At 52.0% G+C, this 26,021-nt stretch carries 21 protein-coding genes; 16 read left to right on the forward strand and 5 right to left on the reverse strand.

Annotation, left to right across the window (positions count from 1 at the left end; genetic code table 11):
- The first annotated feature begins 2 nt into the window (after window positions 1-2).
- The 7 genes from lepB to shoB all read left to right on the forward strand — a co-directional run bounded on the left by lepB (window position 3) and on the right by shoB (window position 5,337).
- Window positions 3-977, forward strand: coding sequence for a signal peptidase I (gene lepB / locus A7589_RS15375; RefSeq protein ID WP_000002551.1), 975 nt, complete (start codon window positions 3-5; stop codon window positions 975-977).
- A gap of 272 nt (window positions 978-1,249) precedes the next feature.
- Entirely contained in the window at window positions 1,250-1,930 is a 681-nt protein-coding gene (gene rnc / locus A7589_RS15385) for a ribonuclease III (RefSeq protein WP_001068343.1), read from the forward strand.
- Window positions 1,927-2,832 (forward strand): GTPase Era, encoded by a 906-nt coding sequence (gene era / locus A7589_RS15390; protein WP_000020735.1) that lies wholly within the window; start codon window positions 1,927-1,929, stop codon window positions 2,830-2,832. Before rnc ends, era begins: the two co-directional genes overlap by 4 nt.
- 131 nt (window positions 2,833-2,963) lie before the next feature.
- Complete coding sequence (gene recO, locus A7589_RS15395) at window positions 2,964-3,692, forward strand: DNA repair protein RecO (RefSeq protein WP_024257370.1); 729 nt, start codon at window positions 2,964-2,966, stop codon at window positions 3,690-3,692.
- Window positions 3,693-3,703: 11 nt separating this feature from the next.
- The gene (gene pdxJ / locus A7589_RS15400; RefSeq protein WP_010349139.1) at window positions 3,704-4,435 is read left to right on the forward strand and encodes a pyridoxine 5'-phosphate synthase; all 732 of its coding nucleotides are present in this window, start codon (window positions 3,704-3,706) and stop codon (window positions 4,433-4,435) included.
- Window positions 4,435-4,815: a holo-ACP synthase gene (gene acpS, locus A7589_RS15405; RefSeq protein WP_000986045.1), complete on the forward strand. Its 381-nt coding sequence runs from the start codon at window positions 4,435-4,437 to the stop codon at window positions 4,813-4,815. The genes pdxJ and acpS overlap by 1 nt, the downstream gene beginning before the upstream one ends.
- A gap of 441 nt (window positions 4,816-5,256) precedes the next feature.
- A complete protein-coding gene (shoB, locus tag A7589_RS15420) occupies window positions 5,257-5,337 on the forward strand; it encodes a type I toxin-antitoxin system toxin ShoB (protein ID WP_000128779.1) in 81 nt (26 codons plus the stop codon).
- A 190-nt stretch (window positions 5,338-5,527) separates the two neighbouring features.
- On the opposite strand, the gene yfhL is transcribed toward shoB, so the two are convergent.
- Window positions 5,528-5,788 (reverse strand): 4Fe-4S dicluster ferredoxin YfhL, encoded by a 261-nt coding sequence (gene yfhL / locus A7589_RS15425; RefSeq protein WP_001196294.1) that lies wholly within the window; start codon window positions 5,786-5,788, stop codon window positions 5,528-5,530.
- A 55-nt stretch (window positions 5,789-5,843) separates the two neighbouring features.
- Entirely contained in the window at window positions 5,844-6,692 is an 849-nt protein-coding gene (locus tag A7589_RS15430; protein ID WP_001013777.1) for a MurR/RpiR family transcriptional regulator, read from the reverse strand.
- A gap of 208 nt (window positions 6,693-6,900) precedes the next feature.
- Here A7589_RS15430 and yfhb point away from each other — a divergent pair, with 208 nt between their 5' ends.
- Both yfhb and tadA read left to right on the forward strand, forming a co-directional pair.
- On the forward strand, window positions 6,901-7,536 hold the full coding sequence (yfhb, locus tag A7589_RS15435; RefSeq protein ID WP_000190662.1) for a phosphatidylglycerophosphatase C: 636 nt from the start codon (window positions 6,901-6,903) through the stop codon (window positions 7,534-7,536).
- 57 nt (window positions 7,537-7,593) lie between these two features.
- A complete protein-coding gene (tadA, locus tag A7589_RS15440; RefSeq protein ID WP_016158802.1) occupies window positions 7,594-8,097 on the forward strand; it encodes a tRNA adenosine(34) deaminase TadA in 504 nt (167 codons plus the stop codon).
- Here tadA and mltF read toward each other — a convergent pair.
- Window positions 8,094-9,650: a membrane-bound lytic murein transglycosylase MltF gene (gene mltF / locus A7589_RS15445; RefSeq protein ID WP_000734182.1), complete on the reverse strand. Its 1,557-nt coding sequence runs from the start codon at window positions 9,648-9,650 to the stop codon at window positions 8,094-8,096. The two genes, tadA and mltF, sit on opposite strands and share 4 nt — an antisense overlap.
- Before the next feature lie 257 nt (window positions 9,651-9,907).
- On the opposite strand from mltF, the gene purL reads away from it, so the two are divergent.
- From purL to glnB, 5 genes are all read left to right on the forward strand, one after another.
- A complete protein-coding gene (gene purL / locus A7589_RS15455) occupies window positions 9,908-13,795 on the forward strand; it encodes a phosphoribosylformylglycinamidine synthase (protein WP_000970151.1) in 3,888 nt (1,295 codons plus the stop codon).
- Window positions 13,796-14,429: 634 nt separating this feature from the next.
- Entirely contained in the window at window positions 14,430-15,857 is a 1,428-nt protein-coding gene (gene qseE, locus A7589_RS15460; protein WP_108188908.1) for a two component system sensor histidine kinase QseE/GlrK, read from the forward strand.
- 164 nt (window positions 15,858-16,021) lie between these two features.
- Window positions 16,022-16,735, forward strand: coding sequence for a two-component system QseEF-associated lipoprotein QseG (gene qseG, locus A7589_RS15465; protein ID WP_105282589.1), 714 nt, complete (start codon window positions 16,022-16,024; stop codon window positions 16,733-16,735).
- Window positions 16,725-18,059 (forward strand): two-component system response regulator GlrR, encoded by a 1,335-nt coding sequence (gene glrR / locus A7589_RS15470; protein ID WP_000018522.1) that lies wholly within the window; start codon window positions 16,725-16,727, stop codon window positions 18,057-18,059. Before qseG ends, glrR begins: the two co-directional genes overlap by 11 nt.
- Window positions 18,060-18,119: 60 nt before the next feature.
- Window positions 18,120-18,458, forward strand: coding sequence for a nitrogen regulatory protein P-II (gene glnB / locus A7589_RS15475; RefSeq protein ID WP_000717694.1), 339 nt, complete (start codon window positions 18,120-18,122; stop codon window positions 18,456-18,458).
- 43 nt (window positions 18,459-18,501) lie between these two features.
- Here the strand turns inward: glnB and hmpA are convergent, their stop codons facing one another.
- Window positions 18,502-19,692: an NO-inducible flavohemoprotein gene (hmpA, locus tag A7589_RS15480; RefSeq protein ID WP_000883106.1), complete on the reverse strand. Its 1,191-nt coding sequence runs from the start codon at window positions 19,690-19,692 to the stop codon at window positions 18,502-18,504.
- A 327-nt stretch (window positions 19,693-20,019) separates the two neighbouring features.
- Between hmpA and glyA the strand changes: the two genes are divergently transcribed.
- Window positions 20,020-21,273, forward strand: a complete 1,254-nt coding sequence (gene glyA / locus A7589_RS15485; RefSeq protein ID WP_000919151.1) for a serine hydroxymethyltransferase — start codon at window positions 20,020-20,022, stop codon at window positions 21,271-21,273.
- A 63-nt stretch (window positions 21,274-21,336) separates the two neighbouring features.
- Here the strand turns inward: glyA and A7589_RS15490 are convergent, their stop codons facing one another.
- Window positions 21,337-22,530 carry an ROK family protein gene (locus A7589_RS15490; RefSeq protein WP_010356351.1) on the reverse strand — a complete coding sequence of 398 codons (1,194 nt, stop codon included), beginning with the start codon at window positions 22,528-22,530 and terminating at the stop codon, window positions 21,337-21,339.
- A 117-nt stretch (window positions 22,531-22,647) separates the two neighbouring features.
- Between A7589_RS15490 and A7589_RS15495 the strand changes: the two genes are divergently transcribed.
- A complete protein-coding gene (locus A7589_RS15495) occupies window positions 22,648-25,929 on the forward strand; it encodes a DUF5107 domain-containing protein (RefSeq protein ID WP_105282587.1) in 3,282 nt (1,093 codons plus the stop codon).
- The last annotated feature ends 92 nt before the right edge of the window (window positions 25,930-26,021 follow it).

Genomic DNA, 26,021 nt, shown 5'->3' on the forward strand with positions numbered 1-26,021 from the left:
GCATGGCGAATATGTTTGCCCTGATTCTGGTGATTGCCACACTGGTGACGGGCATTTTGTGGTGCGTGGATAAATTCTTTTTCGCACCTAAACGGCGGGAACGTCAGGCAGCAGCGCAAGCGGCTGCCGGGGACTCACTGGATAAAGCAACGCTGAAAAAAGTTGTGCCGAAGCCTGGTTGGCTGGAAACCGGCGCTTCTGTATTTCCGGTGCTGGCTATCGTATTGATTGTGCGTTCGTTTATTTATGAACCGTTCCAGATCCCGTCAGGTTCGATGATGCCGACTCTGTTAATCGGTGACTTTATTCTGGTAGAGAAGTTTGCTTACGGCATTAAAGACCCTATCTACCAGAAAACGCTGATCGAAACCGGTCATCCGAAACGTGGCGATATTGTGGTCTTTAAATACCCGGAAGATCCAAAGCTTGATTACATCAAGCGTGCGGTGGGATTACCGGGCGATAAAGTCACTTACGATCCGGTCGCGAAAGAAGTGACTATTCAACCGGGATGCAGTTCCGGTCAGGCGTGTGAAAACGCGTTGCCGGTCACCTATTCCAACGTGGAGCCGAGCGATTTCGTACAGACCTTCTCACGTCGTAACGGCGGGGAAGCAACCAGCGGATTCTTTGAGGTGCCGAAAAACGAAACTAAAGAAAATGGTATTCGTCTTTCTGAACGTAAAGAGACACTGGGCGATGTAACGCATCGTATCCTGACCGTGCCGATTGCGCAGGATCAGGTGGGGATGTATTACCAGCAACCAGGACAACAACTGGCAACCTGGATTGTTCCGCCAGGGCAATACTTCATGATGGGTGATAATCGCGATAACAGCGCGGACAGCCGTTACTGGGGCTTTGTGCCGGAAGCGAATCTGGTCGGTCGGGCAACGGCTATCTGGATGAGTTTCGATAAGCAAGAAGGTGAATGGCCGACAGGCGTGCGCTTAAGTCGCATTGGTGGCATTCACTAATTGCTGTTATCCGTTCACGTTGTCGCCGTTATGGCGACAACGTGAATTATTTATGAGATAAATCTCCCGTGGCTAACGACATCCCCCGTCGTTGTGTATAGAATATTCCCCCGAAGTTTAAGGTTGGCACCTCCAGGTCGCCACGGCACACGAAACAGCGTTGGTCCCCATATACAGGTCAACTGAAACTGCTGCAAAGCTGTTAGCAGAACCCTGCATATCAGGTCTGTTTCGTGTGCTGAATTGTTGACGCATTTATTTATTGGTATCGCATGAACCCCATCGTAATTAATCGGCTTCAACGGAAGCTGGGCTACACTTTTAATCATCAGGAACTGTTGCAGCAGGCATTAACCCATCGTAGTGCCAGCAGCAAACATAACGAGCGTTTAGAATTTTTAGGCGACTCTATTTTGAGCTACGTTATCGCCAATGCACTGTATCATCGTTTCCCTCGTGTGGATGAAGGGGATATGAGCCGGATGCGCGCCACGCTGGTCCGTGGCAATACGCTGGCAGAACTGGCGCGTGAATTTGAGTTAGGTGAGTGCTTACGTTTAGGGCCGGGTGAACTTAAAAGCGGTGGATTTCGTCGCGAGTCGATTCTTGCTGACACCGTCGAAGCATTAATTGGCGGCGTATTCCTCGACAGCGATATTCAGACCGTCGAGAAATTAATCCTTAACTGGTATCAAACCCGTCTGGACGAAATTAGCCCAGGCGATAAACAAAAAGATCCGAAAACGCGCTTGCAAGAATATTTGCAGGGGCGCCATCTGCCTCTGCCAACTTATCTGGTAGTTCAGGTACGTGGCGAAGCGCACGATCAGGAATTTACTATCCACTGCCAGGTTAGCGGCCTGAGCGAACCGGTGGTTGGCACAGGTTCAAGCCGTCGTAAGGCTGAACAGGCTGCCGCCGAACAGGCGTTGAAAAAACTGGAGCTGGAATGAGCATCGATAAAAGTTACTGCGGATTTATTGCCATCGTCGGACGCCCGAACGTTGGCAAATCCACACTGCTGAACAAACTGTTGGGGCAGAAGATCTCCATCACTTCCCGCAAAGCGCAGACAACCCGTCACCGCATTGTGGGTATCCATACTGAAGGCGCGTATCAGGCGATCTACGTCGATACCCCGGGTCTGCATATGGAAGAAAAACGCGCCATTAACCGCCTGATGAACAAAGCGGCGAGCAGCTCCATTGGCGACGTTGAGTTGGTTATTTTTGTCGTTGAAGGCACCCGCTGGACGCCGGACGATGAAATGGTGCTCAACAAGCTGCGTGATGGCAAAGCTCCGGTGATCCTCGCGGTGAACAAAGTGGACAACGTGCAGGAGAAAGCCGATCTTCTGCCGCATCTGCAGTTCCTGGCAAGCCAGATGAATTTCCTCGATATTGTGCCGATTTCTGCCGAAACCGGGCTGAATGTTGACACTATTGCGGCAATCGTGCGTAAGCATCTGCCGGAAGCGCCCCATCACTTCCCGGAAGATTACATTACCGATCGCTCGCAGCGATTTATGGCCTCTGAAATCATCCGTGAAAAACTGATGCGTTTCCTCGGTGCAGAACTGCCGTACTCCGTGACCGTGGAGATCGAACGTTTTGTCACCAATGAGCGCGGCGGCTATGACATCAACGGTTTGATTCTCGTTGAGCGCGAAGGGCAGAAGAAGATGGTGATTGGCAACAAAGGGGCCAAGATCAAAACCATCGGGATTGAAGCGCGTAAAGACATGCAGGAAATGTTCGAAGCGCCTGTCCACCTTGAGCTGTGGGTGAAAGTGAAATCTGGCTGGGCCGACGACGAACGTGCGCTGCGTAGTCTCGGTTACGTTGACGATCTCTAATTAGCACACTCTATGACTTTCGAGGTGCAGGAAGGCGGCAAGACCGTGAATCCCTGGTCACTTACTAAAGTAAGTGACCAGGGGGAACAGTTGCAGCCAGGGCACCTGCAACTTGAAAGGCGACGAGTATGATGGAAGGCTGGCAGCGCGCATTTGTCCTGCATAGTCGCCCGTGGAGCGAAACCAGCCTGATGCTGGACGTCTTCACGGAGGAATCGGGACGCGTGCGTCTGGTTGCTAAAGGTGCACGTTCAAAACGTTCTACCGTGAAAGGCGCATTGCAGCCTTTCACACCTCTCTTGCTACGCTTCGGCGGGCGCGGTGAAGTCAAAACGCTGCGCAGTGCCGAAGCTGTCTCGCTGGCGCTGCCATTAAGTGGTGTTACGCTTTACAGCGGTCTGTACATCAACGAACTTCTCTCCCGCGTCCTGGAATACGAAACGCGCTTCTCGGAACTCTTTTTCGATTACTTGCACTGCATTCAGTCTCTGGCAGGTGCCACTGGTACGCCAGAACCGGCGTTGCGTCGCTTTGAGCTGGCGTTGCTCGGGCATTTGGGTTATGGGGTCAACTTTACCCATTGCGCAGGTAGCGGTGAGCCGGTAGATGACACCATGACGTATCGTTATCGCGAAGAGAAAGGTTTTATTGCCAGTGTGGTTATCGATAATAAAACGTTCACCGGGAGGCAGTTGAAAGCGTTACATGCGCGGGAATTTCCTGACGCCGACACATTGCGAGCAGCGAAACGCTTTACCCGCATGGCGCTTAAGCCTTATCTTGGCGGTAAACCTTTAAAAAGCAGGGAACTGTTCCGGCAGTTTATGCCTAAGCGAACGGTGAAAACACATAATGACTGATGAGGATTGTCATGGCTGAATTACTGTTAGGCGTCAACATTGACCATATCGCAACGCTGCGTAATGCGCGTGGTACTGCTTATCCAGACCCGGTACAGGCGGCGTTTATTGCCGAGCAGGCGGGTGCTGATGGCATTACCGTGCATTTGCGCGAAGATCGTCGCCACATTACCGACCGCGATGTGCGAATCCTGCGTCAGACGCTGGATACCCGCATGAATCTGGAAATGGCGGTGACTGAAGAAATGTTGGCGATTGCCGTTGAGACGAAGCCGCATTTTTGCTGCCTGGTGCCGGAAAAGCGTCAGGAAGTGACAACCGAAGGCGGCCTGGACGTTGCGGGTCAGCGTGACAAAATGCGCGATGCTTGTAAACGTCTGGCAGATGCCGGGATTCAGGTTTCTCTGTTTATCGACGCCGATGAAGAGCAGATCAAAGCTGCCGCTGAGGTTGGCGCACCGTTTATTGAGATCCACACAGGCTGTTACGCCGATGCCAAAACTGATGCTGAACAGGCGCAAGAGCTGGCGCGTATTACTAAAGCTGCGACCTTTGCCGCAAGCCTCGGTCTGAAAGTTAATGCCGGTCACGGTCTGACCTATCACAATGTGAAAGCCATCGCCGCCATCCCTGAGATGCACGAACTGAATATCGGACATGCCATTATTGGCCGTGCGGTAATGACCGGACTGAAAGATGCCGTGGCAGAAATGAAGCGTCTGATGCTGGAAGCGCGTGGCTAATGGCAATATTAGGTTTAGGCACGGATATCGTAGAGATCGCTCGCATTGAAGCGGTGATCACTCGATCCGGTGATCGCCTGGCACGACGCGTATTAAGCGATCATGAATGGGAGATCTGGAAAACGCACCATCAGCCGGTGCGTTTTCTGGCGAAGCGTTTTGCCGTGAAAGAAGCGGCGGCAAAAGCGTTTGGTACTGGGATCCGCAATGGCCTGGCATTTAATCAGTTTGAAGTGTTCAACGATGAACTCGGCAAGCCACGGCTGCGGTTGTGGGGCGAGGCGTTAAAATTGGCAGAAAAGCTGGGTGTCGCACATATGCATGTGACGCTGGCAGATGAACGCCACTATGCTTGCGCCACGGTAATAATTGAAAGTTAAAACTCTTTCTCGAACACCTAAATAATACCGTTCTTTTAAAAAGTAAAACCCCCGAACTGGTAAGGAACGGGGGTTTTACTTTATAACTTAAATAATATTGTGCAGCACGCACCCTCAACGGGAGTGATTATGGATCAGGGGGGTTATCTTTTACAAGCAACTTGCAATCTTTAGCATAAAAACTCGAGCCTTGACGAAGAATTCGATATCGATGGAAAGATTAACGTGACTGCCAATTCATAAGCACTTTAAAATTGGCTTCGTTATTGGAGATTTTGCTGTGCTTTACACCATATCACTGAATTCCCCCATTGAAACGAGTGGTGTCGTCAAAGCTCTGGTGCGGAGTGCAGCATGTACCCTCAATAACTCGCACGTTCAGTTTTGGGGAGATGTAAGGGCTAATCTGAACGGCTGCATTCCTTGTTTAAGGAAAAACGAATGACTGATTGTCGATACCTTATTAAACGGGTTATTAAAGTCGTCATTGCTGTTTTACAGCTGATCCTTCTGTTCTTGTAACATCAGGAAACGTACTTAAGGCGCGTCGGCTTAACCAGCCAGACGCGCCTTTAATAATAATTAAGTGTCTGCGCAGATATTATCGAAATTCATTTAATGAATGTTTTTATTAATGACATCATAAAAATAAATATAATAATTTCGTTTTTACACGACTGAATAAGCAATATCCTGCTCCAGAGGAAAAATACTAAATCTTATCCGCATGATGCATCAGCACAAACTTGTCCCACAACTGTTCTTCTGTTTCAACATGCGCCGGATCTTTCACAATAGTATTGGGGATCGGGCACACTTTCTGGCAGGTTGGCGTCTCGTAATGACCTACGCATTCGGTACACTTGTCGCTGTTAATCTCGTAGATATGTTCACCCATCGAAATCGCCTCATTCGGGCATTCGGGTTCACACATATCACAATTGATGCATTTTTTAGTGATTAACAGCGCCATAAGGAAACTCTCAAAACAACACAAACCGGGCGGGCATTATACGCGCATTCTTTACTCAAACCAGTTTTTTCACCAGCGCCTCACTATGACGAATACGTTCTGGCGCCAGTTCCAGATCCTGCTGGATCAGCGCAATGAACAGCAAATCCGTTAACATTCCCTGAGCATGACATGCGGAGATCGAAGCACTGTTTGTCGCTTGTTCTTCGGCAATGGTATACAGGCAATGAGAAGCGCGCTGTTGCAGGGCATTGGGGGTGAAACCGGTGATTGCCAGCACTTTTCCACCCACTCGCAGCATTTCATCTGCTGCCAGGTTTAACTCGCGCCGTACACCTGTGTATGAGATGGCTAATAACAAATCGTCCGGTGACGAAGCTTGCACAGTTGCAAGCAACGCGTGCATATCACGCTCAGCGGCAGCATTAAAACCTATCTTCATCAGCTTCCAGGCAAAATTCTGCGCCACCAGACCGGAAGCGCCGATACCAGTCAGAATAACCCGTCGCGCAGAACGAAGCATCGACACGCATTCATGTAGCTTCTCCTCACTATTGACGTTCAGTGTTGCGTACATGGCAGCCGTGTTTTCTTTAATCAGCTTTTCGCCAACCAGCCGTAACGGATCATCACCGCGAATTTGGTTATGAATGGGTACGGAGGGCGATTCCGGTTGGCTTGCCAGAGCTTCGCTTAACGCCAATTTAAGTGCCGGAAAACCTTTATAGCCAAGTTTTTGCGCGAACTTCACTACGCTGGACTGACTGACTCCGGCTTCGTTGGCCAGTTGTTGGGAACTAAGGTGGCGGGCAGTGTCCGGTTGTAGCAGGAGATAGTCCGCCAGCTTTTTATCACTCTGGGCAAGCCCCTGGTAACGCTGACGGATACGAAGTAAGCCGTTCATATCTTTCCTCGCGATGAATTAATGGCGACAACAGGCAATATGAGATACAAGCGAGAGAATATTATATTCCATCAAAGTTAATTGCCATGAATTAAAAATTCCAGTCAACCATTATGCGATAGATTGTTGCCGGAAAAGTGATGATCTATCTGTTAGGCTATCTGGTAGTGAAAATTAATCAGGATGTATCAGTCCAGAGGGGTATGGTTTGGCAACTCACGAGCGCCGTGTGGTGTTTTTTGACTTAGATGGAACATTGCATCAACAGGATATGTTCGGCAGTTTTCTGCGCTACTTACTGCGCCGACAGCCGCTGAATGCGTTACTTGTTCTGCCGCTGTTGCCGGTCATTGTCATTGCATTATTAATCAAGGGGCGAGCGGCACGTTGGCCGATGAGTCTGCTGCTATGGGGCTGTACCTTTGGTCATAGCGAAGCACGTTTACAGGCGTTACAAGCCGATTTCGTGCATTGGTTTCGCGACAATGTTACGGCGTTCCCGCTAGTGCAGGAACGTCTGACCAGCTATTTGCTAAGCTCCGATGCTGACATTTGGTTGATTACCGGTTCCCCTCAGGCTTTGGTCGAAGCGGTTTATTTCGATACGCCGTGGCTGCCACGCGTTAATCTTATCGCCAGTCAGATCCAGCGCGGCTATGGCGGCTGGGTGCTGACTATGCGCTGTCTTGGCCATGAAAAGGTCGCGCAACTGGAACGCAAAATCGGCACACCGCTGCGGCTGTACAGTGGCTATAGCGACAGTAATCAGGACAATCCGCTACTCTATTTTTGTCAGCATCGCTGGCGGGTAACGCCTCGCGGTGAACTCCAGCAACTGGAATAGAGTAAAGCATAGCGTCCGTGTATAATGCGCCGCGCTTTTATAACCGGAGTTTTCTTTTTGTCTGAAGTCGAATTTAGCCACGAATACTGGATGCGTCATGCGCTGACGCTGGCGAAACGTGCCTGGGACGAGCGAGAAGTGCCGGTCGGCGCGGTATTAGTGCATAACAATCGCGTAATCGGCGAAGGATGGAATCGTCCGATAGGACGTCATGATCCTACTGCACATGCAGAAATCATGGCGCTGCGGCAAGGAGGGCTGGTGATGCAGAATTATCGCCTGATCGACGCCACGTTGTATGTCACGCTGGAGCCATGCGTGATGTGTGCCGGAGCGATGATCCACAGCCGTATTGGTCGCGTAGTCTTTGGCGCGCGTGATGCGAAAACTGGCGCCGCCGGATCATTAATGGATGTGCTGCACCATCCCGGTATGAATCATCGAGTGGAAATTACGGAAGGAATACTGGCGGATGAGTGCGCGGCGCTACTCAGCGATTTTTTCCGAATGCGCCGCCAGGAAATCAAAGCGCAGAAAAAAGCGCAACCCGCTACAGATTAATTTTGCTTTTCTTCACTCCCTTTCCTGGAAAACAGTAGAGAAGGGGAGTGCGTCAGATAATTAGATGACGACTGCGAAAGAAACGAGAGAAAGGGAAATTTTCCCTTACCCAATTCAGCGGGTGATACCGCCGGATAATCCTGGGCCAGCTGCATCGCCGCTTCTGTAGCCTGCTTCTCTTTCTCTTGCAGATAACCTACCAGGCTAATCTGATACTTACGAATATTTTCGACATAAGCATAGGCTTCATGCCCACGCGCATAGCCGTAAGTCAGCTTGCTGTAATAGGGTTTCTGGCTAAGTAAAGGCAGACGCTGTTTGACATCGGCCCAACTGTCAGGATTGCCTTTGGTTTTTGCTGTCAGGGCGCGGGCGTCCAGCATATGTGCATAGCCCATATTATAGGCGGCGAGCGCAAACCAGATCCGCTCATTTTCTGGCACGCTCTCTGGCACTTTACTCATCATATTCTGCAAGTAACGCGCGCCACCGCTGATGCTTTGTTCGGCATCAGTGCGGTCGGTAATACCCAGGCTTTGCGCGGTATTTTTGGTTAACATCATCATGCCGCGTACACCGGTCGGCGAAGTGGCCTGCGCATCCCAGTGCGATTCCTGATAAGCAATAGCGGCCAGCAAACGCCAGTCAATTTCTTCGGCGTATTTCTCAAACAGAGGCTTTAACTGCGGCAGTACCGCATCAACGGCGCGTAAAAATGTGCGTGTATCAACGTAATCAAAATCATCGCCATGTCCGAGATATTTCTCTTCAATACGCGCCAGTGTGCCGTCCTCATTCATTTCATTGAAGAAATCGAGCAGAGCCGCAGAAAGCGTATTATCGTTATCTAATTGACTAAACCAGGTCACCGGTTGTTCATCGGTGATATCCAGTGCCACAGCAAGTTCCGGGTGAACGCGCTGAAACAGGCTGATAGCGACAGAATCGGCAATGGTGTAATCGAGCTTACCTTCGATAACATCTTCCATTAACTCCACAGATCCTTTTCTGTCGTCCACTTTCCAGCTTAATTCCGGGAACTTAGTCTCTTTCAGTTTTTGCAGATCGTTAATGACAACATGCCCTGGAGCGACGGACAACTGTTCCGCCGTCAGATTGCCCAGCGTCCGTGGTCGATACTGACCCACTTTATAGACCAGTTGTTGTGAAACGGAATAATAGGTTGGGCCAGGCTGATAATTTTTAACCCTTTCGCTGTTATAGACCAGTCCCGCTGCCAGCAGATCGGCATCTCCGTTATCGAGATCGTCAAACAACTGGCTGATGTTCTGCCGTACGGTGACTTTCAGTTTTACGCCGAGGTAATCGGCAAACTGTTTTGCCAGTTCGTAATCCAGGCCAAAAGGTTTACCGTTGATTTCGTTATATGTCAGGGGAGTATGAATAGTACTCACACGCAACTCTCCCCGCGCTTGTATGGCGGCGATACGATTGTCGGCTTTACCAAACCAGGGAATGGATGGCCAAAGAGCGACCGCGAGAAGCAGTGCCAGAATGCCGATGAACAGATAATTAATCTTTAATTTTTTCAATTAGTTAATTCTCTGTGTCGTGCGCGTCCCAGCCTGAAAGATCGTAATGCTAAAGAAAGGTTTAATCATAAATGAGCGGCATTTTGCGTAAACTTGCGCCAGTTGGCAACTTATTACAGAGATTGGCGGCACGCGTTGCTAATTCATGATGGTGATTTTATTTCCACGCAAACGGTTTCGTCAGCGCATCAGATTCTTTATAATGACGCCCGTTTCCCCCCCTTGGGTACACCGAAAGCTTAGAAGACGAGAGACTTATGATGGAAATTCTGCGTGGTTCGCCTGCATTGTCGGCATTCCGAATCAACAAACTGCTGGCACGTTTTCAGGCTGCCAGGCTCCCGGTTCACAACATTTACGCCGAGTATGTCCATTTTGCTGACCTCAATGCGCCGTTAAACGATGATGAGCACGCACAGCTTGAACGCCTGCTGAAATATGGCCCGGCACTCGCCAGCCACGCCCCGCAAGGCAAACTACTGCTGGTGACCCCGCGTCCTGGCACCATCTCTCCCTGGTCTTCGAAAGCGACCGATATCGCCCATAACTGCGGGCTGCAACAGGTAAACCGCCTTGAGCGCGGCGTTGCTTACTATGTAGAAGCCGGTACGCTGACTAATGAACAATGGCAGCAGGTTACCGCTGAACTGCACGACCGCATGATGGAAACGGTCTTTTTCGCTTTAGATGATGCAGAGCAGCTGTTTGCTCATCATCAACCGACTCCGGTTACCAGCGTTGATTTGTTGGGGCAGGGGCGTCAGGCGCTGATCGACGCTAACCAGCGCCTCGGTCTGGCACTGGCGGAAGATGAAATTGACTATCTGCAAGATGCTTTCACGAAGCTTGGTCGTAACCCGAACGACATAGAGCTTTATATGTTCGCCCAGGCGAACTCTGAGCACTGCCGTCATAAGATTTTTAACGCCGACTGGATTATCGACGGTGAACAGCAACCGAAATCGCTGTTCAAGATGATCAAAAACACCTTCGAAACCACGCCGGATCACGTTCTCTCTGCTTATAAAGATAACGCCGCCGTAATGGAAGGTTCTGAAGTGGGCCGCTACTTTGCTGACCACGAAACAGGTCGCTACGATTTTCATCAGGAACCGGCGCACATCCTGATGAAAGTAGAAACCCACAACCACCCGACGGCGATTTCTCCGTGGCCGGGCGCAGCGACCGGTTCCGGCGGCGAAATCCGTGATGAAGGCGCAACCGGACGCGGCGCGAAGCCGAAAGCCGGTTTGGTCGGTTTCTCCGTATCCAACCTGCGTATTCCAGGCTTCGAACAGCCGTGGGAAGAAGATTTCGGTAAGCCTGAGCGCATTGTTACCGCGCTGGACATCATGACCGAAGGCCCGCTTGGCGGCGCGGCGTTTAACAACGAATTTGGTCGTCCGGCACTGAACGGCTACTTCCGTACTTATGAAGAAAAAGTGAACAGCCACAATGGCGAAGAGCTGCGCGGTTATCACAAACCGATCATGCTGGCGGGCGGGATCGGCAACATCCGCGCCGATCACGTACAAAAAGGCGAGATCAACGTTGGCGCGAAGCTGGTCGTTCTCGGTGGCCCGGCAATGAACATCGGCCTTGGCGGCGGCGCGGCGTCTTCTATGGCTTCCGGTCAGTCTGATGCCGACCTCGATTTCGCCTCTGTACAGCGCGACAACCCGGAGATGGAACGTCGTTGCCAGGAAGTGATCGACCGCTGCTGGCAGTTGGGGGATGCCAACCCGATTCTGTTTATCCACGACGTCGGCGCGGGCGGCCTTTCTAACGCCATGCCGGAGCTGGTGAGCGACGGCGGACGCGGCGGTAAATTTGAACTGCGCGATATCCTGAGCGATGAACCGGGCATGAGCCCGCTGGAAATCTGGTGTAACGAATCCCAGGAACGTTATGTACTGGCGGTTGCTGCCGATCAGTTACCGCTGTTTGACGAATTGTGTAAGCGTGAACGTGCGCCATACGCGGTAATTGGTGAAGCGACCGAAGAACTGCATCTTTCTCTGCACGATCGTCATTTTGATAATCAGCCAATCGATCTGCCGCTGGACGTGCTGCTTGGTAAAACGCCGAAGATGACCCGCGATGTACAAACACTGAAAGCGAAGGGCGATGCGCTGGCTCGTGAAGGGATCACCATTGCTGACGCGGTGAAACGCGTGCTGCATCTGCCAACTGTGGCAGAGAAAACCTTCCTTGTGACCATTGGCGACCGCAGCGTAACCGGCATGGTGGCGCGCGATCAAATGGTTGGTCCGTGGCAGGTGCCGGTCGCTAACTGCGCGGTCACTACCGCCAGCCTCGACAGCTACTACGGTGAAGCGATGGCGATTGGCGAACGTGCGCCGGTTGCGCTGCTGGATTTCGCCGCCTCTGCCCGTCTGGCGGTCGGTGAAGCGTTAACTAACATCGCCGCAACACAGATTGGCGATATCAAACGCATTAAACTTTCCGCCAACTGGATGGCGGCAGCAGGTCATCCTGGTGAAGATGCGGGCCTGTATGAAGCTGTTAAAGCCGTGGGTGAAGAACTTTGTCCGGCGCTGGGCCTGACGATCCCGGTGGGTAAAGACTCTATGTCGATGAAAACCCGCTGGCAGGAAGGTAACGAAGAGCGCGAAATGACGTCGCCGCTGTCGCTGGTGATTTCTGCATTTGCCCGCGTGGAAGATGTACGTCATACCATCACGCCGCAGCTTTCTACCGAAGATAACGCACTGCTGCTGATTGATCTCGGCCTTGGCAATAACGCGCTGGGCGCAACGGCGCTGGCGCAGGTTTATCGTCAGCTTGGCGACAAACCGGCAGATGTACGTGACGTCGTGCAACTGAAAGGCTTCTATGACGCGATTCAGGCGCTGGTTGCACAGCGTAAGTTGCTCGCGTACCACGACCGTTCTGATGGCGGCCTGCTGGTAACGCTGGCGGAAATGGCGTTTGCCGGTCATTGCGGCATTGAAGCGGATATCGCCTCTCTCGGAGAGGATCGCCTGGCTGCGTTGTTTAACGAAGAGCTGGGTGCGGTGATTCAGGTACGCGCAGCAGAACGTGAAGCAGTAGAAACCCTACTGGCACAGCACGGCCTTGCTGATTGCGTCCATTATGTCGGTCAGGCGGTTTCCGGTGACCGTTTTGTGATTACCGCCAACGGGCAGACTGTATTCAGCGAAAGCCGCACCACGTTGCGTGTCTGGTGGGCAGAAACTACCTGGCAGATGCAGCGCCTGCGTGACAACCCGGAGTGTGCCGACCAGGAACACCAGGCGAAATCTAACGATGCCGATCCGGGTCTGAATGTGAAATTGTCGTTCGATATCAACGAAGATGTGGCGGCACCATTTATTGCCACTGGCGCGCGCCCGAAAGTTGCCGTGCTGCGTGAGCAGGGCGTGAACTCGCATGTGGAAATGGCGGCAGCTTTTCACCGTGCAGGCTTCGATGCAATCGACGTACATATGAGCGACCTGCTGGCTGGACGCACGGGCCTGGAGGATTTCCACGCCCTGGTAGCGTGCGGCGGTTTCTCCTACGGCGACGTATTGGGCGCCGGTGAAGGGTGGGCGAAGTCTATTCTGTTCAATGACCGTGTACGCGATGAGTTTGCAACCTTCTTCCATCGTCCGCAAACGCTGGCTCTGGGGGTATGTAACGGTTGCCAGATGATGTCTAACCTGCGCGAACTGATCCCGGGTAGTGAGTTGTGGCCACGTTTTGTGCGTAACACCTCCGATCGCTTTGAAGCGCGTTTCAGCCTGGTAGAAGTAACCCAAAGCCCGTCGCTGCTGTTGCAGGGAATGGTGGGTTCACAGATGCCGATTGCCGTTTCTCACGGTGAAGGGCGTGTGGAAGTGCGCGATGCGGCTCATCTGGCAGCACTGGAAAGCAAAGGGCTGGTGGCGCTGCGCTATGTCGATAACTTCGGCAAAGTCACCGAAACTTACCCGGCTAACCCGAACGGTTCCCCGAACGGTATTACGGCGGTCACGACTGAAAGCGGTCGTGTCACCATTATGATGCCGCACCCGGAGCGTGTTTTCCGTACTGTCAGCAATTCATGGCATCCGGAAAACTGGGGCGAGGATGGGCCATGGATGCGTATTTTCCGCAATGCGCGTAAGCAGCTGGGTTAAGATATCGGGCAATATGCGCATCGCCTGATGCGCTATGCTTGTCTGGTTGGCTCGGATGTTTCCTGCAATGTATTGAATTTGCAATATTTTGTAGGCCGGATGTGGCGTTACACACAACCACTTAGCCAACAATTATAAGCTCCCAACACCGGGAGCTTTTTTGTGTCTGTAAATCACGACAATGTGTGATTTACCGTGTCGCTTATAGGTGACACTTAACTTGTTGATTTAATTTAAAACAAACAATTTCATCTTTGGATGTCTCTTTTAAACGACACAGTGGCTGATTTATAGCCAAACAGTGGAGTAGCCATTAATCCATCAAAGCTACATTTATCAGTACGTTATCAAACTATTTTATTTATTGGCACAGTTACTGCATAATAATAAGCAGTGGCTCATTCACCGACTTATGTCAGCCCCTTCGGGACGTGCTACATAAAATTAGAATGACGCACAACAAGGTGCCTGCCGTCCAACTTCTGATATCAGCTTAGCTATATCAACCATCGGGCGAAACGTCGAGTTAGGCACCGCCTTATTCCACAACAAAGCCGGGTAATTCCCGGCTTTGTTGTATCTGAACGTCCCCTCGGTTAGCATCAGTCTATTCGCGTCTGACGAGAGTAACACCTTGAAACGCTGGCCCGTTTTTCCCCGCTCATTACGACAGCTGGTAATGCTGGCATTCTTGCTTATTTTGCTCCCTTTGCTGGTGCTGGCATGGCAAGCCTGGCAAAGCCTGAATGCACTTAGCGATCAGGCGGCGCTGGTCAATCGCACGACGCTTATCGATGCCCGGCGCAGTGAAGCGATGACCAACGCGGCGCTGGAGATGGAGCGTAGCTACCGTCAGTATTGTGTGCTGGATGATCCCACTTTGGCGAAGGTGTATCAAAGCCAGCGCAAGCGTTACAGTGAAATGCTTGATGCCCACGCAGGCGTGTTGCCGGACGATAAACTCTATCAGGCATTGCGTCAGGATTTGAACAATCTGGCTCAACTTCAGTGTAACAACAGCGGTCCCGATACCGCTGCCGCCGCACGTCTGGAAGCCTTCGCCAATGCCAATACCGAAATGGTTCAAGCCACTCGCACTGTGGTGTTCTCTCGCGGGCAGCAGTTACAACGCGAAATCGCCGAACGTGGGCAATATTTTGGCTGGCAGTCGCTGGTGCTATTTCTGGTGAGCCTGGTGATGGTGCTGCTTTTCACGCGGATGATTATCGGTCCGGTGAAAAATATTGAACGGATGATCAACCGTCTGGGGGAAGGGCGTTCTCTGGGCAATAGCGTTTCGTTCAGTGGCCCGAGTGAGTTACGTTCGGTTGGGCAGCGTATTCTTTGGTTAAGCGAGCGCGTGTCATGGCTGGAATCCCAGCGGCACCAGTTCTTACGTCATTTATCTCATGAATTAAAAACGCCGCTGGCGAGTATGCGCGAAGGCACGGAATTACTGGCTGACCAGGTTGTCGGGCCGCTTACGCCAGAGCAAAAAGAGGTGGTGAGCATTCTTGATAGCAGTAGCCGCAATTTGCAAAAACTGATCGAACAACTGCTTGATTACAACCGTAAACAGGCGGACGGCGCGGTGGAACTGGAGAACGTAGAGCTGGCACCGTTGGTGGAGATGGTGGTTTCCGCTCATAGCTTGCCAGCACGGGCTAAAATGATGCATACCGACGTCGATCTCAAAGCAACAGCTTGCCTGGCGGAGCCAATGCTGCTGATGAGCGTGCTGGATAATCTTTACTCCAATGCGGTGCACTACGGGGCTGAATCCGGTAACATTTGCCTTCGCAGCAGTTTACATGGTGCGCGGGTTTATATTGATGTCATCAATACAGGCACGCCCATTCCGCAAGAAGAACGCGCCATGATCTTCGAACCCTTTTTTCAGGGAAGCCACCAGCGAAAAGGGGCGGTGAAGGGCAGTGGTCTGGGATTAAGCATTGCCAGGGATTGTATTCGCCGTATGCAGGGGGAACTGTATCTGGTCGACGAAAGCGGGCAAGACGTTTGTTTCCGCATTGAATTACCGTCGTCGAAAAACACAAAATAATGTTAAGAGCCTATCCCATCAGGCTATTTTATTTGCCAGTTTGGCTCCGGGCAGTGCTCGAAATCATCACGTACTATGTGTACGCTCCGGTTTCTCCGCGCTGTCCGTGTCCAAACTGCCTGCAACAATTACGCCCACTGGGATAGGCTCTAAGTCTGGTGAATATGCGACACATTTTTCAACGATTATTGCCCCGACGGCTGTGGCTGGCAGGGTTGCCTTGTCTGGCGTTGCTGGGTTGTGTGCAGAGTCACGATAAGCCTGCCATAGATACGTCTGCACAAGAAAAAATTCCGGTTTATCAACTGGCTGACTATCTTTCTACCGAATGTAGCGACATCTGGGCGCTGCAAGGTAAATCAACCGAAACTAATCCGCTTTACTGGCTACGGGCGATGGATTGTGCTGATCGTTTAATGCCAGCGCAGTCGCGCCAGCAAGCCCGTAAGTATGGTGATGGTAGCTGGCAAAATACCTTTAAACAGGGGATTTTGCTCGCCGACGCTAAAATTACGCCGTATGAGCGTCGCCAGATGGTCGCGCGCATAGACGCGTTAAGTACTGAGATCCCGGCGCAGGTTCGCCCGCTGTATCAACTCTGGCGCGACGATCAGGCGTTACAATTGCAACTGGCACAAGAGCGCCAACGCTACAGTAAACTCCAGCAGTCCAGCGACAGCGAACTGGATACCTTGCGCCAGCAGCATCACGTTCTACAGCAGCAACTGGAACTCACCACCCGCAAGCTGGAAAATCTGACCGATATTGAACGTCAGCTCTCGACCCGCAAACCGGCCGGAAATTTCGCGCCGGACACGCCGCACGAGAGTGAAACGCCCGCACCATCTACCAGTGAGGTCACCCCTGATGAGCCATAAACCTGCGCATTTATTATTGGTAGATGATGATCCCGGATTGCTGAAACTACTTGGCCTGCGTCTGACCAGCGAAGGCTACAGCGTGGTCACGGCAGAAAGTGGTGCAGAAGGATTACGGGTACTGAATCGCGAAAAAGTAGATTTAGTCATCAGCGACCTGCGAATGGATGAAATGGACGGTATGCAGCTGTTTGCTGAAATCCAGAAAGTGCAGCCGGGTATGCCAGTAATCATTCTTACCGCGCATGGTTCCATTCCTGATGCCGTTGCAGCGACACAGCAGGGCGTGTTCAGTTTCCTCACCAAACCTGTTGATAAAGACGCGTTGTATCAGGCAATTGACGATGCGCTGGAGCAATCCGCGCCAGCCACAGACGAACGCTGGAGTGAGGCGATTGTTACCCGCAGTCCACTGATGTTGCGTTTGCTGGAACAGGCGCGACTGGTGGCGCAATCAGATGTTAGCGTGCTGATTAACGGCCAGAGCGGCACCGGGAAAGAGATTTTCGCCCAGGCTATCCACAACGCAAGCCCGCGCAACAGCAAACCATTTATTGCTATTAACTGTGGCGCATTGCCCGAGCAGTTGCTGGAGTCAGAACTGTTTGGTCATGCGCGAGGTGCGTTTACTGGCGCTGTCAGCAATCGCGAAGGTTTATTCCAGGCGGCGGAAGGCGGTACGCTATTTCTCGATGAGATTGGCGATATGCCCGCACCGTTGCAGGTCAAACTGCTGCGCGTGTTGCAGGAGCGTAAAGTGCGCCCGCTGGGCAGCAACCGCGATATTGATATCGACGTGCGGATTATCTCTGCCACTCACCGCGACCTGCCAAAAGCGATGGCGCGCGGGGAGTTTCGCGAAGATCTTTATTACCGCCTCAACGTTGTCAGCCTGAAAATTCCGGCACTGGCGGAGCGCACGGAAGATATTCCACTGCTGGCAAATCACTTGTTGCGCCAGGCAGCAGAGCGACATAAACCCTTTGTTCGCGCGTTCTCCACCGATGCAATGAAACGCCTGATGACCGCGAGCTGGCCAGGCAATGTGCGTCAGTTGGTCAACGTGATTGAACAGTGCGTGGCGCTGACCTCATCCCCGGTAATTAGTGATGCGCTGGTGGAACAGGCGCTGGAGGGCGAAAACACGGCGCTGCCCACCTTTGTTGAGGCGCGTAATCAGTTTGAACTCAACTATTTGCGTAAGCTGCTGCAAATCACTAAAGGCAACGTCACCCACGCGGCGAGAATGGCGGGGCGCAACCGGACAGAATTTTATAAACTGCTTTCCCGACACGAGCTGGATGCAAACGATTTCAAGGAATGAATCGGCGTAATGTGTTACGTTTAGCAGATCAGAAGACAGGCGACCTTTTCAAGGAATAGCATGAAAAAGATTGATGCGATTATTAAACCCTTCAAGCTGGACGATGTCCGCGAGGCACTGGCTGAAGTCGGCATTACCGGCATGACGGTCACCGAGGTGAAAGGTTTTGGCCGCCAGAAAGGCCATACCGAGCTGTATCGCGGCGCGGAATATATGGTGGATTTTCTGCCGAAGGTGAAAATTGAGATTGTCGTACCAGACGACATTGTCGATACCTGTGTCGATACCATTATTCGCACTGCGCAAACCGGCAAAATCGGTGACGGTAAAATCTTCGTCTTTGACGTGGCACGGGTTATTCGTATCCGTACCGGTGAAGAGGACGACGCGGCAATTTAAACCGCGTCAGGGTTGCCGGATGTTTCCATCCGGCAATATCAAATCACAGCACCTTATGCGGGCCAAAGCATTCGTAATGAATGTTTTCCTGCTTCACGCCCAGATCCACTAACTGTTTCGCGGCAAACTGCATGAAGCCCACCGGACCGCAGAGATAGAACTGCATGGCCGGATCGCTGAACGCACCTTCCAGTTTGCTTAAATCCATCAGACCTTCGCTATCAAACTGACCTTTCGCGCGATCGGCCTCGCTCGGCTGACGATACCAGGTGTGTGCGGTAAAGCGCGGCAGTGATTGTCCCAGTTCCTTAACTTCATCAGCAAAGGCGTGAACATCGCCATTTTCTGCCGCATGGAACCAGTTCACCTGGGCGCTATGGCCTGCTTTTGCCAGCGTATCGAGCATAGCCAGCATTGGCGTCTGACCGACACCGGCAGAGATTAAGGTTACCGGTGTGTCATTTGTCACATCCATAAAGAAATCACCCGCCGGAGCCACCAGCTTCACGACATCGCCAACATTGGCGTGATTGTGCAGCCAGTTAGAAACCTGTCCGCCGTCTTCGCGTTTCACCGCAATACGATAGCCTTTGCCATCAGGTTTACGGGTCAAAGAGTACTGACGAATTTCCTGATGCGGGAAACCTTCCGGTTTCAGCCAGACACCGAGATATTGCCCCGGACGGTATTCTGCCACTGCGCCACCGTCGACTGGTTCTAGTTCGAAGCTGGTGATAAGCGCACTGCGCGGTGTTTTAGCCACAATGCGGAAATCGCGAGTACCTTCCCAGCCACCGGCTTTGCTGGCGTTTTCGTTATAGATTTCTGCCTCGCGATTGATAAATACATTTGCCAGCACGCCATAGGCTTTCCCCCACGCGTCCAGCACTTCCTGACCCGGGCTGAACATTTCGTCCAGCGTCGCCAACAGGTGTTCACCAACGATGTTGTACTGTTCCGGTTTGATCTGGAAACTAGTGTGTTTCTGTGCGATTTTTTCTACCGCTGGCAGCAGCGCAGGCAGGTTTTCAATATTACTGGCGTAGGCGGCAATAGCGTTAAACAGGGCTTCACGTTGATCGCCATTACGCTGGTTACTCATGTTAAAAATTTCTTTGAGTTCTGGGTTATGAGTAAACATACGATCGTAGAAATGGGCGGTTAACTTTGGCCCCGTTTCCACCAGTAAAGGGATGGTGGCTTTTACTGTAGCGATGGTTTGAGCGTCAAGCATATGGTCTTCCTTTTTTTGCATCTTAATTGATGTATTTCAAATGCATCTTATAAAAAATAGCCCTGCAATGTAAATGGTTCTTTGGTGTTTTTCATCAAGAATGTGATGAAGTGAAAAATTTGCATCACAAACCTGAAAAGAAATCCGTTTCCGGTTGCAAGCTCTTTATTCTCCAAAGCCTTGCACAGCCTGAAGGTAATCGTTTGCGTAAATTCCTTTGTCAAGACCTGTTATCGCAGAATGATTCGGTTATACTGTTCGCCGTTGTCCATCAGGACCGCCTATAAAGGCCAAAAATTTTATTGTTAGCTGAGTCAGGAGATGCGGATGTTAAAGCGTGAAATGAACATTGCCGATTATGATGCCGAACTGTGGCAGGCTATGGAGCAGGAAAAAGTACGTCAGGAAGAGCACATCGAACTGATCGCCTCCGAAAACTACACCAGCCCGCGCGTAATGCAGGCGCAGGGTTCTCAGCTGACCAATAAATATGCTGAAGGTTATCCGGGCAAACGCTACTACGGCGGTTGCGAGTATGTTGATATCGTCGAACAACTGGCGATCGATCGCGCGAAAGAACTGTTCGGCGCTGACTACGCTAACGTCCAGCCGCACTCCGGCTCTCAGGCTAACTTTGCGGTCTACACCGCGCTGCTGGAACCAGGTGATACCGTTCTGGGTATGAACCTGGCGCATGGCGGTCACCTGACTCACGGTTCTCCGGTTAACTTCTCCGGTAAACTGTACAACATCGTTCCTTACGGTATCGATGCTACCGGTCATATCGACTACGCCGATCTGGAAAAACAAGCCAAAGAACACAAACCGAAAATGATTATCGGTGGCTTCTCTGCATATTCCGGCGTGGTGGACTGGGCGAAAATGCGTGAAATCGCTGACAGCATCGGTGCTTACCTGTTCGTTGATATGGCGCACGTTGCGGGTCTGGTTGCCGCTGGCGTCTACCCGAACCCGGTTCCTCATGCTCACGTTGTCACTACCACCACTCACAAAACCCTGGCGGGTCCGCGCGGCGGCCTGATCCTGGCGAAAGGCGGTAGCGAAGAACTGTACAAAAAACTGAACTCTGCCGTTTTCCCTGGTGGTCAGGGCGGTCCGTTGATGCACGTAATCGCCGGTAAAGCGGTTGCGCTGAAAGAAGCGATGGAGCCAGAGTTTAAAATTTACCAGCAGCAGGTCGCGAAAAACGCCAAAGCGATGGTAGAAGTGTTCCTGGAGCGTGGTTACAAAGTGGTTTCCGGCGGTACTGATAACCACCTGTTCCTGGTTGATCTGGTAGATAAAAACCTGACCGGTAAAGAAGCAGACGCCGCTCTGGGTCGTGCCAATATCACTGTGAACAAAAACAGCGTACCGAACGATCCGAAGAGCCCGTTTGTGACCTCCGGTATTCGCGTGGGTACTCCGGCGATTACCCGTCGTGGCTTCAAAGAAGCTGAAGCGAAAGAACTGGCTGGCTGGATGTGTGACGTGCTGGACAGCATCAATGATGAAGCGGTTATCGAGCGCATCAAAGGTAAAGTTCTCGACATCTGCGCACGCTACCCGGTTTACGCATAAGCGAAACGGTTAATCTGTTGAAAAAAGGCTTCCTCCGGGAAGCCTTTTTACCTTATCGCGCCATCAAATCTGGCGTAACTGTGCTTCAACATACAAATAGCCTATCCCCAGCACCTGTTGTGAGCGGCTTAATTGCCCAAAGCCAATTTGCGTCGCTTTTACGCTCGGTCCTTCGTCGCGGTCGAACGGGTTAAATCCCGTCTGGCGAATTATGGTATTAAGCCAGTTCTCGCCAAAGGCGCAACTGCGACCATACAACCAAATCTGATTAATATTAAGGATGTTGAGGAAGTTATACAGACTCAAACCAATGGCGTTGGCACTGCGGTCAACCCAACTGGTGATCCACGGTTCTCCACTCTGCCATGCAGCGATTAATTGCGCGGTAGTCAGTTTTTCAGGATCAAGCTGAGTATTGCCAGGTTGTGATTTTAGCCATACCCGCGCCTGCTTTTTTAATGCGCTTAACGAGGCGACGGTTTCCAGGCAGCCGTAACGTCCGCAGTCGCAGGCGACGCCATCCGGATTAACGATGGTGTGACCAATCTGTCCGCTACCATACAAACTGCCGCGATAAATTTGCTCGTTAATCACGAACGACGAGCCAATGCCGTAATCAACGTTGATCACGCAGAAATCCCGTCCCTGTGAATTATTTTGCCATTTCTCCGCCAGCGCCAGCATTACGCAGTCATTATCGACCATCACCCGAATGCCCAGCTTCTCTTCCAGCAGATACTTCACCTCAACTGGCGTTGTCCACGGCGCTTGCGGCATGGTTTGCGACACGCCGGTCACCGGATCAACCTGACCGTGGATTGCCAGCGCCAGGTTGATGGTACGGTTCGGCCACAATTTACGATAGCGATGCCAGCATTTTTCGATTTCGGACAGCAGCGCCTGCGGTGTCGGTGCTTCAATCTGAAAATACTCAAATTCGCCTTTCGGACTTAGACAGGCATTGGCGACCTGACACTCAATGCTGGTGGGCGTAACGTTCAGGCACAGCGTCCAGTCACCCTCCGGCGCAATCAGCCATGTGCCGCTGCTATGCCCGCGTGTCTGGCTTTCATCGTCGATATTCACCACCCGTTTTTCGCTTTCCAGCTCCTGCAAAATATTACTTACCGCCGGAATCGAAATTTGCGCCAGCCGGGCCAGCGTTGATTTATTGGCGCGCTTTTGCCGGTACAGCAGTTCCAGAATCACGCATTTGTTATGGTGGCGGATCTGTTGATTGTTTATGCAGGCTCTCATCTTCACTAAACCTTGTTTAGTTAATTGCGTGATTATTCCGCGAAAACATTGCCAGATTGTTCAATACACTGCCACAAATCTTTTAATTCAGTATGTCTTGTTAATATTGAGGGCACCATGACTCCAGTAAAAGTGTGGCAAGAGCGCGTTGAGATCCCGACCTATGAAACCGGACCGCAGGATATACATCCCATGTTCCTGGAAAATCGCGTTTATCAGGGATCGTCCGGCGCAGTTTATCCCTACGGCGTGACGGATACGCTGAGCGAGCAGAGAATCCTGAAATCCTGGCAGGCGGTGTGGCTGGAAAACGACTACATCAAAGTGATGATCCTGCCGGAGCTGGGCGGTCGTGTGCATCGCGCGTGGGATAAAGTGAAACAGCGAGATTTTGTCTATCACAATGAAGTCATTAAACCGGCGCTGGTCGGGCTGCTGGGGCCGTGGATCTCCGGCGGGATTGAGTTTAACTGGCCGCAACACCATCGCCCGACCACCTTTATGCCTGTTGATTTCACCCTCGAAGCCCATGAAGACGGCGCACAGACGGTGTGGGTCGGCGAAACGGAGCCGATGCACGGTTTACAGGTGATGACTGGTTTCACCCTGCGCCCTGACCGTGCCGCACTGGAGATTGCCAGCCGCGTCTATAACGGCAACGCCACGCCGCGTCATTTTTTATGGTGGGCCAACCCGGCAGTGAAAGGTGGTGAAGGGCATCAGAGCGTTTTTCCGCCCGATGTGACTGCGGTGTTTGATCACGGCAAACGCGCAGTTTCCGCTTTCCCCATCGCCACCGGCACCTATTACAAAGTGGACTACTCCGCCGGCGTGGACATTTCGCGTTATAAAAACGTGCCTGTTCCTACCTCATATATGGCCGAAAAATCGCAGTACGATTTTGTTGGCGCGTGGTGTCACGATGAAGATGGCGGTTTATTACACGTTGCCAACCACCACATTGCGCCGGGTAAAAAACAGTGGAGCTGGGGACACAGTGAGTTTGGCCAGGCGTGGGATAAGAGCCTGACCGACAATAACGGTCCGTATATCGAGCTGATGACCGGCATTTTTGCTGATAACCAACCCGATTTTACCTGGCTTGATGCTTACGAAGAGAAGCGTTTCGAGCAGTATTTCCTGCCTTACCATTCTCTGGGCATGGTGCAAAACGCCTCCCGCGATGCGGTGATTAAATTACAGCGTAGCGAGCGGGGGATTGAGTGGGGGCTGTATGCCATCTCCCCGTTGAACGGATACCGTCTGGCGATCCGCGAAATCGGCAAGCGCGAAGCGTTACTTAACGATGCCGTGGCTCTGACGCCAGCAACCGCCATCCAGGGCGTGTTGCACGGTATTGAGCCGGACAGATTGACCATCGAACTTTCCGATGCTGACGGCAATATTGTTCTGAGTTATCAGGAACATCAGCCGCAAGAGTTGCCGCTGCCGGACGTCGCCAAAGCGCCACTGGCAGCGCAAGACATTACCAGTACAGATGAAGCCTGGTTTATCGGTCAGCATCTGGAGCAATACCATCATGCCAGCCGTTCACCGTTCGATTACTACCTGCGCGGCGTGGCGTTGGATCCGCTGGATTATCGCTGTAACCTGGCGCTGGCGATGCTGGAATATAACCGTGCCGATTTCCCGCAAGCGGTGGCGTATGCCAGTCAGGCGCTGAAACGCGCACATGCGCTGAACAAAAACCCGCAGTGCGGACAGGCAAGTTTGATTCGCGCCAGTGCGTATGAGCGTCAGGGGCAATATCAACAAGCTGAAGAAGATTTCTGGCGTTCGGTCTGGAGCGGTAACAGTAAAGCAGGCGGCTATTATGGTCTGGCACGGCTGGCGGCGCGTAATGGTAACTTCGACGCTGGTCTGGATTTTTGCCAACAAAGTCTGCGCGCCTGCCCAACCAATCAGCAAGTGCTGTGCCTGCATAATCTGCTGCTGGTGTTAAGTGGTCGTCAGGACAACGCGCGTTTGCAGCGCGAGAAACTGCTGCGCGATTATCCGCTGAACGCCACCCTGTGGTGGCTGAACTGGTTCGATGGTCGTACCGAGTCAGCCCTCACGCAGTGGCGTGGTCTGTGTCAGGGGCGTGACGTTAACGCCCTGATGACCGCCGGGCAACTGATTAACTGGGGAATGCCCGCCCTGGCGGCAGAGATGCTGAACGCACTGGACTGCCAGCGAACGCTGCCGCTTTATCTGCAAGCCAGTTTGTTGCCGAAAGCTGAGCGCGGCGAATTGATTGCGAAAGCCATTGACGTGTTCCCGCAGTTTGTTCGTTTCCCGAATACGCTGGAAGAAGTCGCGGCACTGGAGAGTATTGAAGAGTGCTGGTTCGCCCGTCATTTACTGGCCTGTTTCCATTACAACAAGCGCAGTTATGGCAAAGCGATAGCGTTATGGCAACGTTGCGTAGAGATGACGCCGGAGTTTGCCGACGGCTGGCGCGGGTTGGCGATCCATGCGTGGAATAAACAGCATGATTATGAACTGGCTGCCCGTTATCTTGATAATGCTTATCAACTTGCGCCGCAGGATGCACGTCTGCTTTTCGAACGGGATTTGCTGGATAAGTTAACCGGAGCTGCACCGGAGAAACGACTGGCGCGTCTGGAAAATAATCTGGCAATTGCCCTGAAACGCGACGACATGACCGCAGAACTGCTCAATTTGTGGCATCTCACCGGTCAGGCAAACAAAGCGGCAGATATTCTCGCCACGCGCAAATTCCACCCGTGGGAAGGCGGAGAAGGGAAGGTCACCAGCCAGTTTATCCTCAATCAGTTGTTACGTGCCTGGCACCACCTTGATGCCAGACAGCCGCAGCAGGCCGGCAAACTGCTTCATGCCGCGCTGCATTACCCGGAGAATTTGAGCGAAGGCCGTTTACCGGGGCAGACTGATAATGACATCTGGTTCTGGCAGGCAGTATGCGCCAAAGCGCAGGGTGATGAAGCTGAGGCGACGCGTTGTTTACGCCTGGCGGCGACCGGCGATCGCACCATCAACATCCACAGTTATTACAACGATCAGCCAGTTGATTATCTCTTCTGGCAAGGGATGGCGCTGCGATTGCTGGGCGAACAACAAACCGCACAACAACTGTTCACTGAAATGAAACAGTGGGCACAAGAGATGGCGAAAACCAGTATCGAAGCGGATTTCTTTGCCGTCTCGCAACCCGACTTGTTGTCGCTGTATGGCGATTTACAACAGCAGCATAAAGAAAAATGCCTGATGGTGGCGATGCTGGCGGCAGCGGGATTAGGGGAGATTGCGCAATATGAATCTGCTCGCGCTGAATTGACGGCGATTAATCCGGCCTGGCCGAAAGCAGCATTATTCACCACCGTGATGCCTTTTATTTTTAACTACGTTCACTAAACCCTATTAACTGTAATCTTTGAGCGGCACGCGCTGCCGCTCATCACTAAATAATTAGAATAAGCCGTTGTTAATAAAAACCCTACAGGAGG

Origin of the sequence: Escherichia sp. MOD1-EC6475 (assembly GCF_003046645.1) — a bacterium.
Classification (GTDB): Bacteria; Pseudomonadota; Gammaproteobacteria; order Enterobacterales; family Enterobacteriaceae; genus Escherichia; species Escherichia ruysiae.